This window comes from Microbacterium schleiferi, from assembly GCF_038150145.1.
Classification (GTDB): domain Bacteria; phylum Actinomycetota; class Actinomycetes; order Actinomycetales; family Microbacteriaceae; genus Microbacterium; species Microbacterium schleiferi_B.
This window is the reverse complement of sequence record NZ_JBBWSA010000005.1, coordinates 103578-119340: the sequence shown is the minus strand read 5'-3', so window position 1 is coordinate 119340 and position 15763 is coordinate 103578. Positions and strand designations below refer to the sequence as shown.

General features: G+C 66.2%; 18 protein-coding genes and 1 pseudogene. 2 read left to right on the top strand and 17 right to left on the bottom strand.

Going from position 1 to position 15763, the window contains the following annotated elements; genetic code table 11:
- Nucleotides 1-34 precede the first annotated feature (34 nt).
- From AADH62_RS07035 to rpsB, 5 genes are all read right to left on the bottom strand, one after another.
- Nucleotides 35-1042, bottom strand: coding sequence for a phosphatidate cytidylyltransferase (locus AADH62_RS07035; RefSeq protein WP_341578834.1), 1008 nt, complete (start codon nt 1040-1042; stop codon nt 35-37).
- A gap of 8 nt (nt 1043-1050) precedes the next feature.
- Nucleotides 1051-1605 (bottom strand): ribosome recycling factor, encoded by a 555-nt coding sequence (gene frr, locus AADH62_RS07030; protein WP_341578833.1) that lies wholly within the window; start codon nt 1603-1605, stop codon nt 1051-1053.
- A gap of 47 nt (nt 1606-1652) precedes the next feature.
- The gene (gene pyrH, locus AADH62_RS07025; RefSeq protein WP_292712555.1) at nt 1653-2375 is read right to left on the bottom strand and encodes a UMP kinase; all 723 of its coding nucleotides are present in this window, start codon (nt 2373-2375) and stop codon (nt 1653-1655) included.
- Nucleotides 2376-2461: 86 nt separating this feature from the next.
- The gene (gene tsf / locus AADH62_RS07020; protein WP_341578832.1) at nt 2462-3289 is read right to left on the bottom strand and encodes a translation elongation factor Ts; all 828 of its coding nucleotides are present in this window, start codon (nt 3287-3289) and stop codon (nt 2462-2464) included.
- 81 nt (nt 3290-3370) lie between these two features.
- Nucleotides 3371-4261, bottom strand: coding sequence for a 30S ribosomal protein S2 (gene rpsB / locus AADH62_RS07015; protein ID WP_341578831.1), 891 nt, complete (start codon nt 4259-4261; stop codon nt 3371-3373).
- A 467-nt stretch (nt 4262-4728) separates the two neighbouring features.
- On the opposite strand from rpsB, the gene AADH62_RS07010 reads away from it, so the two are divergent.
- Nucleotides 4729-5142 carry a M23 family metallopeptidase gene (locus tag AADH62_RS07010; RefSeq protein ID WP_341578830.1) on the top strand — a complete coding sequence of 138 codons (414 nt, stop codon included), beginning with the start codon at nt 4729-4731 and terminating at the stop codon, nt 5140-5142.
- 30 nt (nt 5143-5172) lie between these two features.
- Here AADH62_RS07010 and AADH62_RS07005 read toward each other — a convergent pair whose 3' ends face one another.
- The 11 genes from AADH62_RS07005 to AADH62_RS06955 form a co-directional block, all read right to left on the bottom strand.
- Complete coding sequence (locus AADH62_RS07005; RefSeq protein WP_341578829.1) at nt 5173-5748, bottom strand: DUF3060 domain-containing protein; 576 nt, start codon at nt 5746-5748, stop codon at nt 5173-5175.
- Between the two features lie 61 nt (nt 5749-5809).
- Complete coding sequence (locus tag AADH62_RS07000; RefSeq protein WP_341578828.1) at nt 5810-6709, bottom strand: tyrosine-type recombinase/integrase; 900 nt, start codon at nt 6707-6709, stop codon at nt 5810-5812.
- Between the two features lie 76 nt (nt 6710-6785).
- A complete protein-coding gene (locus AADH62_RS06995; RefSeq protein ID WP_341578827.1) occupies nt 6786-7313 on the bottom strand; it encodes a DUF2087 domain-containing protein in 528 nt (175 codons plus the stop codon).
- A gap of 29 nt (nt 7314-7342) precedes the next feature.
- Nucleotides 7343-8512: a DNA-processing protein DprA gene (dprA, locus tag AADH62_RS06990; protein WP_341578826.1), complete on the bottom strand. Its 1170-nt coding sequence runs from the start codon at nt 8510-8512 to the stop codon at nt 7343-7345.
- Nucleotides 8509-10029: a YifB family Mg chelatase-like AAA ATPase gene (locus AADH62_RS06985; protein WP_341578825.1), complete on the bottom strand. Its 1521-nt coding sequence runs from the start codon at nt 10027-10029 to the stop codon at nt 8509-8511. Before AADH62_RS06985 ends, dprA begins: the two co-directional genes overlap by 4 nt.
- Nucleotides 10026-10388: a YraN family protein gene (locus AADH62_RS06980; protein WP_341578824.1), complete on the bottom strand. Its 363-nt coding sequence runs from the start codon at nt 10386-10388 to the stop codon at nt 10026-10028. The genes AADH62_RS06985 and AADH62_RS06980 overlap by 4 nt, the downstream gene beginning before the upstream one ends.
- A 94-nt stretch (nt 10389-10482) precedes the next feature.
- A complete protein-coding gene (locus AADH62_RS06975) occupies nt 10483-10806 on the bottom strand; it encodes a DUF2469 family protein (protein ID WP_195691615.1) in 324 nt (107 codons plus the stop codon).
- Between the two features lie 62 nt (nt 10807-10868).
- On the bottom strand, nt 10869-11537 hold the full coding sequence (locus AADH62_RS06970) for a ribonuclease HII (protein WP_341578823.1): 669 nt from the start codon (nt 11535-11537) through the stop codon (nt 10869-10871).
- A complete protein-coding gene (gene lepB, locus AADH62_RS06965; protein WP_341578822.1) occupies nt 11534-12301 on the bottom strand; it encodes a signal peptidase I in 768 nt (255 codons plus the stop codon). The genes AADH62_RS06970 and lepB overlap by 4 nt, the downstream gene beginning before the upstream one ends.
- A gap of 145 nt (nt 12302-12446) precedes the next feature.
- Nucleotides 12447-12794, bottom strand: coding sequence for a 50S ribosomal protein L19 (rplS, locus tag AADH62_RS06960; RefSeq protein WP_228178152.1), 348 nt, complete (start codon nt 12792-12794; stop codon nt 12447-12449).
- 160 nt (nt 12795-12954) lie between these two features.
- A complete protein-coding gene (locus AADH62_RS06955) occupies nt 12955-13446 on the bottom strand; it encodes an MFS transporter permease (RefSeq protein ID WP_341578821.1) in 492 nt (163 codons plus the stop codon).
- Between the two features lie 113 nt (nt 13447-13559).
- Here AADH62_RS06955 and map point away from each other — a divergent pair, with 113 nt between their 5' ends.
- Nucleotides 13560-14342, top strand: coding sequence for a type I methionyl aminopeptidase (map, locus tag AADH62_RS06950; RefSeq protein WP_341578820.1), 783 nt, complete (start codon nt 13560-13562; stop codon nt 14340-14342).
- 20 nt (nt 14343-14362) lie between these two features.
- Here map and AADH62_RS06945 read toward each other — a convergent pair.
- Nucleotides 14363-15657, bottom strand: a pseudogene (locus tag AADH62_RS06945) (pyruvate kinase).
- Nucleotides 15658-15763: the final 106 nt, after the last annotated feature.

Below are 15763 nucleotides of genomic sequence, written 5' to 3'. Positions count from 1 at the left end.
CATTCGAATACCAGCCTCACGCTGCTACACCACATCATGCTGCCACCAGCGGCGCGAACAGGTAGTACAGCGCCAGCGCTGCTGTCGCCGACGGGAGGATCGAATCGAGCCTGTCGAGGACTCCTCCGTGTCCGGGCAGCCATGAGCTCATGTCTTTGATACCGAGATCCCGCTTGACCATCGACTCGCCAAGGTCACCGGTCGTGGCGGTGCCGAGAATCACCGCCCCCAAGATGGCACCGGCCCACCAGGGGACACCCAGCAGGAAGATCCCGAGCAGGATGCCTGCAGCAACGGCGCCGACGACGGCTCCCGCGAAGCCCTCCCAGGTCTTGTTCGGGCTGATCCGAGGCGCCATCGGATGTTTCCCGAAGGTCAGGCCGGCAGCGTAAGCCGCGGTGTCAGCGACGACAGCGACGGCGATGAACGCGATGATCCACCACTCGCCGCCGTCTTGCCGCAGCAGCACCATCGCCATGCTCGCAAGGAACGGAACATAGAACACCACGAACGTGCTCGCGAGCACGTCACTGGTGACCGCCGTGTATGGACGGCCCTCGGCAGCTGCCATCTGAGCGATCAGCCGCCACACGACAACGAACGCCAAAGCGGCGAACAGCGCTACCCAATGCAGCCACAGCTCGAGGAATGCGCCAGACAGGAGCACGACGACTGCCGCCACGATCTGGGGAGCCAGATCAATGCGGCGGTCCGAGCCCGCCAGCGCACGCGAGAACTCGACAACGCCGAGAACGACGACTCCGAGAGCCAGAAAGACAAAGGCCCACTTGATGAAGATCAGTGACAGAAGTGCGACGGCCCCGATACCCACACCGATGAGAATCGCGAGGATCAAGTCCCTGCCGGTGCGCTTCTTGATGCGCTCGTTGGCCTCTTCGAACTCCGCACGTGCGTGTGCCACATGCTGCTCGAACTCGGTTCGCGCAGTGCGCATCTGCGTCTGGAAGCCGGGGCCGGCGTCTTCCGTCGCATCCCCGGCAGAATCACCAGGGACGCGCGCCTCGGAACGGTCAGCGGTCATGTCGACCGTTACACCTCGAGTAGCTCAGCTTCTTTGCGCTTGAGCGCCTCGTCGATCTGGTCGACGTGGGCGCGCGTGAGCGCATCCAGCTCTTTCTCGGCGCGAGCAAGCTCGTCTTCCCCGATGTCGCTCTTCAGAGTGTCGAGGTCGTCCTTGGCCTTACGACGGATGCCGCGCACGTGCACCTTTGCATCCTCGGCCTTGGTGCGAACGAGCTTCACGAACTCCTTGCGCCGTTCCTCGGTCAGCTCCGGCATCGTGACGCGCACGATCGTGCCATCGTTCGTGGGGTTCGCGCCGAGGTTCGGGGCATCCCGAATCGCCTGCTCGATTGCCTTGAGCGCTGACTTGTCGTACGGATTGATCACCAGAGTGCGTGCCTCAGGATTGTTCAGCGACGCGAGCTGAGCAAGCGGGGTCGGCGAGCCGTAGTAGTCGACCATGATCCGCTGGAACAGCTGCGGGTTTGCGCGTCCCGTGCGAACGGTCGCGAAGTCATCCTTCGCGGCCTCCACAGCACGATCCATGCGGGTTCCGGCATCGGTCAAGACATCCGCGATCACGGCGACTCCTTACTGCGTGTGACCTGCACAGTCTAGTCGGCAGGCCTTCAGCCGACCGTGACGACCGTGCCGATCGATTCGCCGAGGAGGGCACGCGTGACGTTCCCCTCGGGCTCCATGCCGAATACTCGCATGTCCATGCCGTTGTCCATGCAGAGACTGAAGGCTGTCGAGTCGACGACCTTCAAGCCTCGCTGCAGCGCGTCAAGGTATGTGATCCGGTCGATGCGGGTCGCGGTCGGGTCCTTCCGCGGATCCGCGGTGTAGACGCCGTCTACGCCGTTCTTCGCGACGAGAACCTCGCTCGCACCGATCTCGAGCGCACGCTGGGCCGCAACCGTGTCAGTTGAGAAGTAGGGAAGTCCGGCGCCTGCTCCGAAGATCACGACGCGCCCCTTTTCCATGTGACGCTCTGCTCGGCGCGGGATATAGGGCTCAGCCACCTGAGTCATCGAGATCGCCGACTGCACGCGCGTCGCCGCCCCGGCCTGTTCGAGGAAGTCCTGCAGCGCCAGCGCGTTCATGACGGTGCCGAGCATCCCCATGTAGTCAGCCCGGCCGCGGTCCATACCTCGCTGGCTGAGTTCGGCACCACGGAAGAAGTTACCGCCACCGACGACGACGGCAATCTCCACCTCGTCGACCGCCGCAGCGATCTCACGCGCGATCTGGCTGACGACATCGGGATTGACCCCGAGCTGCCCTCCCCCGAAAGCTTCCCCCGAAAGCTTGAGCAGGACGCGCCGGCGCCCCGTTGATTCATCCGCCACGTACGTCTCCTCTTGTCGACTACAACCTACCGAAGCACATCAGAAAGGGCCCGCACTGGATGGTGCGGACCCTTTCGACATAATGCTTACGCGCCGACCTTGAATCGAGCGAAGTCAGTGAGCGTAAGGCCCGCGTCCTTCGCCACCTGGGCGACCGAGAGCTTGTTGTCTCGGGCGTAGTCCTGGTCGAGCAGGGCGACCTGCTTGAAGTAGGCGTTCACACGGCCCTCGACGATCTTCGGGAGTGCAGCCTCGGGCTTGCCCTCGTTGCGCGAGATCTCGGTGACGATCTCTCGCTCCTTCTCGACGTCGGCTTCCGGAACGTCATCGCGCGAGAGGTACGACGGGTTCGCGAAGGAGATGTGCTGCGCCAGCGCGCGAGCGGTCTCTGCGTCGTCACCGGTGTAGGCCAACACGACGCCCACCTGCGGCGGGAGGTCCTTGTTGGTCTTGTGCAGGTAGATCTCGAACTTCTCGCCCTCGATCGTCCGCACCTGGCGAAGTTCGACCTTCTCGCCGATGATCGCTGCCTCGTCCGAGATGAGCTGCTCGACGGTTCCCGCACCTGCGGAAGCAGCCAGGGCCTCCTCGACAGAGTTCGCACCGATCGCGGCTGCAGCATCGACGACCTTGTCGGCGAGAGCGACGAAGCGCTCGTTCTTCGCGACGAAGTCGGTCTCGCACGCGAGCTCGATCAGCGTGACCTTGCCGCCCAGCTCGCGGGCGGCGATCAGGCCCTCGCTCGTGGAACGGTCGGCACGCTTCGCGTTGCCCTTCGCGCCCTTCAGACGCAGGATCTCGACGGCCTTCTCGACGTCGCCGTCAGCCTCTTCGAGTGCCTTCTTGGTGTCGACCATTCCCGTGCCCAGCTGCTCGCGCAGCGCCTTGATGTCGGCAATCGTGAAGTTTGCCATGGGTGGTGGCTCCTTGTTCGTGGTGAGTTCTCGTGGATGCTCCGGTGGCGCATTGGCGCCACCGGAGCGATGTCGATCGGCTTACTTGGCCTCGGTGTCGGCGGCGGGGTCCGCGTCACCGGCGACGGCCTCGTGCGCCGCTGCGCCGGCCTCGTCGGCCTCGGACTCGGTCGCGATGGTCTCGACCTCGGCGACGTCGGTCACGATCGGCGCGCCCTGCTCGAGAAGCTCCCGCTCCCACTCGGCGAGCGGCTCAGCAGCCTCGGCCTCGCCTGCCGGCTGGTGGCGCTGGATGAGACCGTCAGCGGCAGCATCCGCGATGATGCGCGTGAGCAGGCCCACCGAACGGATCGCGTCGTCGTTGCCAGGAATCGGGTACTGGAACTCGTCGGGATCGGCATTGGTGTCGAGGATGCCGATCACGGGGATGCCAAGCTTCTTGGCTTCGTCGATCGCGAGGTGCTCACGCTTGGCGTCGACGACCCAGATTGCCGAGGGAGTCTTCTGCAGGTTGCGGATACCACCGAGCGACTTGTGAAGCTTGTCGAGCTCGCGCTTCTTGATGAGCAGTTCCTTCTTGGTGAAGCCGCTCGCAGCCGGGTCGTCATAGTTGAGCTCTTCGAGCTCCTTCATGCGCTGAAGGCGCTTGGAGACGGTGACGAAGTTGGTGAGGAGGCCACCGAGCCACCGCTGGTTCACGTAGGGCTGACCGACGCGGGTCGCCTGCTCGGCGATGACCTCCTGCGCCTGCTTCTTGGTGCCGACGAAGAGGATCGTGCCACCGTGGGCGACGGTCTCCTTGACGAACTCGTACGCCTTGTCGATGTAGGTCAGCGACTGCTGCAGGTCGATGATGTGGATGCCGCTGCGCTCCGTGAGAATGAAGCGCTTGACTTTCGGGTTCCACCGGCGGGTCTGGTGTCCGAAGTGCACGCCGCTGTCGAGCAGCTGGCGAATCGTAACGACGGCCATGGCCGTACTCCTTTGCTGACGCGGATCCGCGTCTCTTACGGTTGATCTCGTCAGTCGGCGACCGACGATCCTGGCGCCCGACACGCTTCGGCTGTGCTCAGGCGAGCTCAGACCGATGGAAGTCGTGCCACCTGACTGATAGCCAGGCTCTGGGCACGCGAAGTCACCCCGAGATCGGGATGCCCTCCCAGTGTACCAGCGGCGGCGGCCGCCAGATACGCGATGCGTTGGCGCGAGGCCTCCTCCCCAGCCCTACTCCCGCCGGCGCCTGTTCCCCGGCGCGGCACCGGCAGCCCGAGGCCATCAGCGCAGCGTCAATGCTGACTGACATGTCACCCTCTCGACTCGTTCTGCCCACCGTCCTCGCGCTTACTTTTGCGGTCGCACTAGGAGCATCCGTCCCTGCGTCGGCTGCGCCAGCGATCGCAGCGGACACACACGCGATGCGATCAGCGGACCCTGCGCTGGTGGCGGATGAATGGGTCTGGCCCGTCTCCGGGTTTCGCATCCTCACCGCGTACGTCGCCCCGGCGCATCGTTACGGGCCGGGTCACCGTGGCGTTGATCTGGCGCTGTTCGGCGTCCGAACTGTCCGTGCGCCCGCAGCAGGGGTCGTGCAGTTCTCCGGCCGCGTGGTCGACCGGGATCTGATCACGATCGACCACGGTGACGGGCTCGTGACGACGTTGGAACCCGTGACCTCGCCCCTGTCAGCGGGCGACCGCGTCGCGCGAGGTGAAGAGGTCGGTGCCGTGAGCGAGGGCGGCCACACGCCCGCCGGAGCAGTGCACTTCGGTGTGCGCTGGAATGGCGAGTACATCAATCCGATGGTGCTGCTGGGCGGCGTGCCCCGAGCTGTTCTGCTCCCGTGCTGTGGCTAGCCGAGAGAAGATCAGCCGTGGGCGACCGGATCAACCAAAGACGTTTCTGCCGCCGTTGTCTTGAATCGTGCCGTACCCGGGCGCGCTGAACGTGTTGTCGTTGCCGTTGACCGTGATGTCGCCGATCGCACCGTCGGCGTCGATCCGCATGCGGTCTCCAGCGATCTGCAGCGATTCGATCGGGCCGCTGACGAAGGTGTTGTCGTTGCCCTCGATGCGTACCTTGCCCATGGCGCCGATCGTGACATCGTTGTTGCTTCCCTGGAGCAACACGGTGTCCGCTGACCCGCTCATCTGCACGACGATGCGGTTACCGGCGATCGTCACGTCGGCGCAGTCGCCCGTCAGTGAGAACACGACATCGTTGCCTGCGAGGACAGCCCTCCCGTTCACGCAGAGCGCATCTGGCGCCGATGTCGGAGAGACCGTTGCTGTCGGCGCCGGAGTCGGTGCCAGCGTCTCCCAGGAGGGCGAGGGAACCGGGGTCACAGCTCCACGCGTCGGAATAACGGTGGCACGGGGTCCCGGGAGCGTGATGCATCCGGCGAGCGCGAAAATCAAGCCTGCGGCCAGGGCGACACCGAGCGTACGGCGCGGAGCATGCATGCGATAACCCTACGCGGGAAGTGCGGATCGTCCGAGACGCAGTGGGTGGTGCTATGCCCGCCTACGCCCGTGGGTGCGCGAGACGGTAGCTCGCCGTCAGTCGCTCGCTCGAGACATGAGTGTAGATCTGCGTCGTACCCAGGCTTGCGTGGCCGAGCATCTCCTGAACCGAGCGCAGGTCGGCGCCACCATCGAGGAGGTGGGTGGCACCAGAGTGTCGCAGAGCGTGCGGGCCGACGTTCCCCCCGGTAAGCGCGCCGACGCGTCGAGCAACGACGTCATAGACCGTACGCGAGCCGATGCGTGCACCGCGAACGCCGAGAAAGAGGGCACTGCGGGCGGTCTCGGTGACGGCAAGTGCCGGCCGGCCTCGCACAAGGTAGGCGTCCAGTGCGCGCGCCGCAGCCCCCCCGTACGGCACGACCCGCTCTTTCGCCCCCTTCCCCCAGACGCGGGCGGTCCGGCGCCCTCTGTCGAGATCCGTCAGATCCAGAGCACACAGCTCTGAGACGCGCAGCGCTGCCCCGTAGAGCAGCTCGAGCATGGCGTGATCGCGCAGCTCAACCGCGTCGCCGCCGGCTCCTGCTGACCGCCCGAGCTCATCGAGCAGCTGCGCGAGCCCGTCGGCCGAAGCAACCTTCGGGAGGGTGCGCCCGCGCTTGGGCGCAACGAGGCGCACCGCAGGGTCCGTGTCGATGAGGTTCGCATCCAGTGCCCACGCAAAGAAGGTGCGCACCGCAGCAGCACGCCGCGCGAGGGTGGACCGAGCGTCGCCGCGCTCGCTCGCGCGCCACATCCAGTTCCGCAGCATCTCGAGATCGACATCCTGTACCTGGGTGGGGCCCACAGCATCGGCGAGGTTGGCGAGATCCGACCGGTACGCGCGCACTGTTGCGGAAGACAGCCGGCGTACGTCGGCGACGTAGCGCAGGTAGCGCTCTGCCGCCTCGGAGATGTCCATGCAGACAGGATGCCTCAGCTGACTAAGCGGCGACGGCGGCCAAGGCGGTGTGGCGCGAGGTGCCGCAGTCGCCAGCTCAAGAAGGCGGAGTATCCGCGGCGTCACCCCGGAGCGTGTACGCAGCCCCATCCCGGCTCCTGTCAACAAGGCCGGCATCGACGAGGTAGCGCCGTAAGAGTGCGGTGTCATCGACGAGCACGCGCAACCGGCCGGTGAGAACAGGTTCCGAGACCGTCTCACCGTGCTCGAGAACGCGCCCTACAACCCATCGCAACAGATCATCACGCTCGCGTAGCGACGCCGGGTACTGCGTGATGCGCCCGTCGACGAGGAACCTTCCGATATCCGTTGCCTTTCGTGGCGACGCATCGGCAAGGATGTCGGCGAACACCGTCGGCTCAAGCTCCAGCCCGCCCTCTTCCACGCGAACTGCGCCCGACGCGGTCAGCACCCGGACGATGTGCTCGCGCCGCGACGGTGACTTCGCATCGAGATAGCCAGCAACGTCTCCGGCCATGAGCAACAAGCCGAAGGCGACGCGAACGTCGGGGTTCGCTAGCGCGGCGATCACCGGACGCCACCGTTTGCCTGTCTGCTGTGTCATCGCTGCCTGACCTCCTCACCCCGAGCCTCTCACGCCAGACGCCAGCCTCCCGCGTCAGCCGTCACGACTCCGTCCAGGTGCAGGATTCCCAGGTGAGACTGGACGTCGGCGATAGCGAGACCGCTGCGCCGTGCGATCTCGACAGGCGTCCGCGAAACCCTGACGCTGAGAGCGTCGCGGATGCGGGTGGCGTCAGTGGTGCGCGCGGCGGATTCGCCGTCGCCTGCGCCAAGGAGTTCCCCCCAGCCGATCAGCTCGCGAACCTCGGCGGCGGTGGTGACGCAGGTCGCTTCGAGTTCGCGCAGGAGCCGGTGGCAACCCGCCGACGCTGCGCTGGTGACCGGCCCCGGCACTGCTCCGATCGGGCGGCCCAGGGCGCTCGCGTGATGCGCGGTGTTAAGCGAGCCGCTGCGCCACCCGGCTTCTACGACGACTGTCGCAGCTGAGAGGGCTGCGATAAGCCGGTTTCTCTGCAGAAACCTCCACTTTGTGGGAGCAGAGCCCGGCGCAACCTCGCTCACGACTGCACCGGTCGCGGCAATGCGCTCGACAAGATCGGTGTGAGCCTGCGGATAAGCCCGTTCCAGACCGCCAGCCATGAGGGCGATCGTGCAGCCGCCACCGGCGAGGGTCGCCCGGTGAGCGGCGGCGTCGATACCGAAGGCCGCGCCCGACACGATGGGGATTCCGGAAGCGGTCAGTTCCGCGGCGAACTCCCCCGCGACATGCTCGCCATAGGACGTGGCAGCACGCGCTCCGACGATCGCTACACCAGCGCACGCCGCCGCGATGGATCGCGGGTCACCGCGAACCCAGAGCGCCAGGGGTGCGTGCACCCCCAGGTCGTCGACAGCATCAGGCCACTCCTCGTCGGCAGGGATCACGAGACGCAGTCGAGCGGCACGGGCGGTGCGCAAGACCCCGGACACCGTACCCGGCCGCATCCTCGGTTCCCACCGTTGCAGTGCCGCACGAGCCTCGCTCGGCTCCAGAATGCTGTCGCTGATGTCCCCTCGCCGCACCCGCCCGAGCGCGTCAAAAGCTCCGAGCGACCCCGTCAGGATCCCGGCTGCCGCGTCGCCCGGCTCAGTGAGGCTGTTCCAGACCACGCGGGCGTACCGATCGAGGATGTCGTCGTCGGAGAGTGGGCCTGTCACGAGCGGCCCGAGCTCATCGCGAGCGCGCTGTGGATCGATCACGAAACGGTTCCTCTCTTCAGGAATAGTGCGCGCCCGATGTGGTCGGGTGTCGGCATCCGTTCCCCCTCGAGGTCGGCGAGCGTCCAGGCCACCCGCAGAACCCTGTCGTAGCCGCGCAGCGTCAGACTGCCCCGCGCCAGGGCACCATCGAGCGGGGCGCGAACCGCGGGCGGGAGCGCCCCAGCGCCGGAGCGAAGCCACGTGCCAGGTACGTCGGCATTCCGCCGCCACGGGGTATTCGAGAGGCGTCGCGCAGCCCGATCTCGAGCCTCGACCACCAGAGCCCGGGCCTGGGCCGAGTCCAGCGATCCTCGTGCCTCAGGAACGCGACCTACCCGCAGCAGAGTCAGCTCGATATCGACGCGATCAAGAAGCGGCCCCGACAGTCGGTTCTGGTAGCGCCTGATCGCCTGTGATGGGCATTCGCACACGGCATCCCGGAGCCCGCGGTTTCCGCACGGACACGGGTTGGTCGCCAGGACAAGCTGAAAGCGCGCGGGGAAGGATGCCGTGTATCCGGCCCGATGGACGGTGATGTGCCCGGATTCGAGGGGTTGACGCAGCGCATCAAGCACCGAGGTGGCGAACTCTGCAGCCTCGTCCAGAAACAACACGCCCTCGCTTGCTCGTGCTATCGCGCCGGGGCGCGGCGTACGAGATCCACCCCCGACGAGAGCTGCAGCACTTGTGCTGTGATGCGGCGCCTCAAACGGCGGGACGCGCGAGAGCTGGGTGACAGCTCTTCCCGAGAGCGAACGGATGGATGCCGCAGCCAGGGCGGCCTCGTCATCCAACGGCGGCAGAATCCCGGGGAGTCGCCGCGCAAGCATCGTCTTTCCGGCGCCCGGCGGACCGGTCATGAGCAGATGGTGGCCACCGGCGGCCGCGACAAGGAGGGCGGCCACAGCGTCATCCTGTCCGACCACATCGGACAGGTCCAGGGTCTCCTCCGCTGTATCGCCGCCGGCAAACGAGTCAACCGGGTCGGCCTCGGGGAGTCGCGCATCGATCCCGTGGCGCGACAACACATCGCCGAGGCTCGTCGCACCTACCACCGTGATTCCGGGAACGAGCGCCGCCTCATCTTCACTCGCTCGCGGCACGACGACGGTCTCGAGACCTGCGCGAGCTGCGGCCATGACGGCGGGAAGGATGCCGGGCACGGGTCGCAATCTTCCGTCGAGGCCGAGTTCACCGATATGCGCAGTACGCATGAGCGCATCAGCAGACAGCGGCAGTTGTGTAGCCAGGGCAGCGACAGCGATCGCGAGATCGAACCCCGAGCCGTGTTTCGGTAGGTTCGCCGGCGAAAGATTGACCGTCAGGCGCCTGCTCGGGAGCGGAACGTCGCTATTGGCGCAGGCGTTGCGCACGCGTTGAGAGGACTCCCCGAGCGCACGGTCGGCAAGCCCGATGATGCGAAAGTCGGGAAGCTGATCGGAAAGATCGGCTTCGACTTCGACGGCGACCCCCTCGATTCCCACGAGCGAGATCGCCCAGGTGCGGGCGAGGCTCATGCGAGGTCTCGCAGGTGTTCGATCTGCAGCGGCGCCGCGGGATCACCGGTGATCGCAAGCCCGTCCACGCGTACGTGGCGGTTGCCGGCTAGATCGCGGTGGGCGGTGCGCCACTCGCGCGCCAGCTGATGCAGCCGGTGGAGCTTACGCGCGTCGATCGCCTCGAACGGATGCCCGAAGGCCGCGGATCGTCGCGTCTTGACCTCGACGATCGCGACAGTGTCGGCATCGGCGACCACCAGGTCAATCTCACCGATGGGGCAGCGCCAGTTGCGATCGAGAATCTCGAAGCCTCGAGCCCGAAAGTAGGCCTCGGCGGCGTCTTCACCCGCTCTGCCGAGTTCGTCTTTGCGTGCCATTCCTCCAGCGTCGCCGCGCGCTCATCGGCGACAGCGAGGATCGGGGCGAGACGCGAAGAAGCTCGGGAACTATGCGCCTGGGGAGGAAGGACGCTCAGCTGTCGAGCGTGAGCTCGTCGGGCAGCTGGAAGTCGCCCCGCTGAAGTTCCTCGACGTTGACGTCCTTGAAGGTGAGCACGCGCACGGACTTCACGAAACGATCGGCGCGGTAGATGTCCCACACCCAGACGTCGTTCATCGTGATCTCGAAGTAGAAGTCGTGCTCCGTGTCCCGGCGAACGACGTTGACGTCATTGGCGAGGTAGAAGCGTCGCTCTGTCTCGATCACGTACTGGAACTGGTGTACGACGTCCCGGTACTCGCGATACAGCGCCAGTTCCAGTTCGCGGTCGTAGTCCTCGAAGACCTCGTCATCCATGGTGCTTTCATCCTAGTTCCCGGGATGCGGCGCGCGACCACGGTCGAGCACGCACGGGCGCCTCAGAAGAGCGTTGGAGCTCCCGCGAAGGCCCACGACACCCGATGGTGGTCGCTCACCCCGTGCTCGAGAATCGCGGCACGGTGCTCGGAACTCGCGTAGCCCTTATTCCGGATCCACTGATAGGCGGGCAGATCGCCGTGGAGACCCACCATGAGCTCGTCCCGCGCGACTTTGGCGATCACGGATGCTGCCGCCGCGCCGGCGCAGTCGCGGTCGGCCTTGATCACGGGGCGGACCGTCAGTCGAGGGCCCGCAGCCCGCGAGATATAGTCGTGGTTCCCGTCGAGGACGACGATCGCGCGCGACATGTCCACACCGTGGGCGGCGAGCTCCGCCAGCGCACGCCTGGCAGCGAGCCCGAGGGCGGGCAGGATGCCGACCTCGTCGATCTCGGCTGAACTGGCCCACCCGACAGCACTGTCGACGACCCAGCTCGCAGCGCGTCGAGCCAATTCCGCGCGGCGCGGTTCGGGAATGAGCTTTGAGTCGCGCAGGCCCTCGGGAACCCGGCGGCGCGAGAGCGCGGCATCCGTCACGGTGGCACCCACGGCGACCGGACCAGCGAGGGCACCACGACCCACCTCGTCGCACGAGATGACGAGGTCGTACTCGCGCAACAGCTGCCGCTCCAGGGTGAGGCGCGGGACCGCTCGCGACGCCCCGGTCACTGCGCGCCGGTTCCTTCGCCTGCGGGAACGCCAGCGAATACCTCACTGTGCGGAGCAAGAATTCCCCACCGCGAGATCGGCCACGTGGTCACGAATGCGCGACCGACGACGTTCTCCATCGGCACGAACCCGGCGCCAGGTTGGTCCTGGTTGAATCGCGAGTCCTTGGAGTGGTCTCGGTTGTCACCGAGAACCCAGAGGCTCCCGTCGGGAACCACGACATCGAACGGCACGGGGTTTGGCGCCGTCTGACCCGGGTCAAGCTTGACGTACGCCGACTCGTCGATCGGAACACCGTTGAGCGTGATCTGTCCGAGAGCGTTGCAGCACACGACATGGTCGCCCGGAACCCCGATGACCCGCTTGATGAGGTGGTCTTCGGAATCCGAGACCGAGAGACCGACGAGAGTGAGGAGCCAGTCGATGCCCTCGACGAACGGAGACTGGGCCGGGCGCACACTCGGAGGAAGCCACCCACCCGGATCCTGGAACACGACGATGTCACCGCGCTGGTACCCGTTCCAGCGCGGTGTGAGCTCGTCGACAAGGATGCGGTCGTCGATCTGAAGCGTGTCCTCCATGGACCCCGACGGGATGTAAAACGAGCGAACCAGGAACGTCTTCACCAGCGCCGAAACGACGACGGCGATCAGGATGATGACCAGTACGTCGCGCAGGAAAACCCAACCGCCGCGTCTGCCCCCCTGTCGACGCCGCTGTGCCCGTGTTACGGGTTCCGCGGGTGCCTCAGCGTCGGAAGTCATGCAGCAATCCAATCCGTCCGAGGTGATACCGGACGCTCAGACAAGGGTGTCACACGATGGGTCTTCCGGGGGACGTGCAACGCCCGGACAGACACGTGTGCCCCGACACCGAGGGGCACCGGGGCACACGTGGAGAGGCACAGACTCAGTTGTCGCGCTTCTCCTTGATCTTGGCCTTCTTGCCGCGCAGCTCGCGCAGGTAATAGAGCTTTGCGCGACGCACGTCACCGCGGGTCACGAGCTCGATCTTGTCGATGATCGGGCTGTGCACGGGGAAGGTACGCTCGACGCCCACCTGGAAGCTGATCTTACGGACGGTGAAGGTCTCTCGCACGCCGTCGCCCGAGCGACCGAGCACGACACCCTGGAAGACCTGGACGCGCGAGCGGCTTCCTTCGACGATGTTCACGTGCACCTTGACGGTGTCGCCGGGGCCGAAAGCGGGGATGTCGCTGCGCAGGGAAGCTGCGTCGACGATATCGAGGGTCTGCATGATCGCTACTCTCTGCGGCCGCCACAGGTCGGTCGCGGGTGGATAGAAAAGGATGAGGCGTGCCGAACCGCGGTCGAGACCGGCGGTGGATTCCCCTGAGGCAGAATCCGTCAAGGCACAAACAGCTATTCTGCCACGACAGCCGCCGCGAACAAAACCGTCAGGAACGCGGCTGCTGCTCGGTGATGACGATGACCTCGGGGTCCTCACGGCGCGGCGGAGTCGACGGCGACGGCGGGATGTAGGACACTCCAGACGCGCTTCGCAGCGTCGACAGTCCCGGACGCGCCTCGCGCCACAGCTGCCAGAGCATCAGCCAGAACAGCGACAGCCCGACGGCCACCGTGAGCAGGAAGACCGGGAACCACCAGGCAGCCACGAAGAAGCCGAGCGCGATGGTGAGGGCGTGCCACACCGTGAAGCCTGCGACATCCCACCACGACACTGCTCGCGCAGCCCGAGCCGTGGGACGCGCCCTGACCAAAAGTGTCAGCACGAGCTGGCCGATGAGTACCGAGGGAATGGCCATGAGCAAGACCCACAGCAAGGCCCACGCGCCGGCATTGAAGGCGATCCAGCCGACAAAGAGCCACAGCGGCAGCACGAAGGCGGCGGGGATCATCCAGCCGTAGTAGGCGCGTCGCAGCCACATGCTTCGATGCTACGCCCGGCTCATGCCACCGGTGGCCGAGGCACGCGATGCGAGGCATCCTCACAGCCGATCGAGAGCGGATCGGACAGAATGGACCGGTCGAGAGGAAACTGATGATCGAGTTGCGCACCCCTGCCGAGATTGAGGCGATGAAACCGGCTGGTCGCTTCGTCGCCGAAGTGCTCGCGACCCTGCGCGATGAGACCCGCGTCGGAACGAACCTGCTCGACATCGATCGGCGAGCGCACGAGATGATCCGCAAGGCCGGCGCCGAGTCGTGCTACATCGACTATCACCCGTCCTTCGGTGCGAGCCCCTTCGGCAAGGTCATCTGCACGTCGATCAATGACGCCGTGCTCCACGGGCTTCCCTTCGACTACGCCATCCGAGACGGCGACCTCGTGACCCTCGACTTCGCTGTCTCCGTCGACGGCTGGGTCGCCGACTCCGCGGTCTCTTTCGTGGTGGGAACGCCGCGCGACGAAGACCTCGCCCTGATCGACACGACCGAGCGAGCCTTGGATGCCGCGATCGGTGCAGCGGTCATCGGTAACCGCATCGGTGACATTTCGGCCGCCGTCGCCGCCGTCGCTCACGGCGAGGGCCTCTCGATCAACACGGATTTCGGCGGCCATGGCGTCGGTCGCGAAATGCACGGGGACCCGCACGTTCCCAACGACGGCAAGCCCGGCCGGGGGTACCCCCTGCGGGCCGGACTGGTGCTGGCACTCGAACCCTGGTTTCTGCAGTCGACGGACCAGCTGCGAACGGATGCCGATGGCTGGACGCTACGCAGCGCCGACGGTTCGCGTGGGGCTCACTCCGAGCACACGATCGCCATTACGGAGGACGGCCCCGTCATCCTCACCGACCGGAGCTTCCTCGGGGTCAGCTGAGCCTGCACCTCGACCCGGGTTCACGACCCGTCGGAGGCGCCGACGCGGTGGACCCGCACGTTGTTCGTCGACCCCGGGGTTCCCGGAGGCGCACCGGCGGTCATGATCACGACGTCCCCGGGCGCGGCCCGACCGGCCTCGATGAGCACACGGTCCAGAAGTTCGATGAGCCCGTCAGTCGAGATGGCTCGGGGCACAAGGAACGGCTCCACACCCCAGCGGAGCGCGAGCCGGGATCGGGTTCCCGGCAGATCGGTGAACGCGAGGATCGGCACGCGGTGGCGCAGCCGCGCCATCCGTCGGGCCGAGTCGCCGGACTGACTGAACACGCACACGAATTTCGCATCGACGAAGTCGGCGATCGTGGCGGCGGCAAGGGTCAGCGCTCCGCCCTGCGTCCGTGGCTTCGTCCCGAGCTGAGGCACGCGCTCGAGCCCGGTCTCCTCGCGGTTGACCTGACGATTCGGGCCATGGTCTCGACCACCGTAACGGGATGCGCGCCGACGCTTGTCTCACCAGAGAGCATGACCGCGTCAGCGCCGTCGAGAACCGCATTGGCGACATCCGAGGTCTCTGCGCGCGTCGGCACCGGATTCTCGATCATCGACTCGAGCATCTGGGTCGCGACGCTGACCGGCTTGGCCCAGCGGCGGGCGAGCTCGATCGCTCTCTTCTGCGCGATCGGCACGGTCTCCAGCGGCAGCTCGACGCCAAGATCGCCACGCGCGATCACGATGCCGTCGAACGCGTCGATGATCTCCTGCAGGTGCTCGACAGCCTCCGGCTTCTCGATCTTGGCGATGATCGGGATCCGGCGGTTCTCCTCGGCCATGATGATTCGAGCGCGCTGCGCGTCCTTGGGCGAGCGCACGAACGAGAGCGCGACCTCGGTGCGCACCCGGATGCCGTCGGTATCGAGCACGCGCAGCCGAAACTCGCCGTCATCGATGAGCAGCGTGTCTCCGGCTAAGACGTCGGAGGCAAGCTGCGGGAACGTCGTTCCACAGACCTCGCGCGTGCCCTCGACATCCTCGGTGGTGATCGTGAAGATGTCTCCCGGCTCGAGATGGTGCGGGCCGTCGGCGAAGCGTCCGAGCCGGATCTTGGGACCTTGCAGATCTGCGAGGATGCCGACCGGTCGCCCGGTGGAGTCGGCGGCTCGTCGCACGTTGGCGTACGACTGCTCGTGAATGTCCCACTCGCCGTGGCTCATATTCAGCCGGGCGACATCCATCCCCGCGCGAACGAGGGCCTCGATCTGGTCGTATGACGATGTCGCAGGTCCCAGAGTGGCGACGATCTTGGCGCGGCGCATGCAACGATCCCTTCGGCGGGTGAGTCGCTCTCACTCTGGCGCCCTGACGACACCTGCGGGTTTTTCGCGTGTGACAAGTCGGTGACTCACAGCGCTCTCGAGGGGT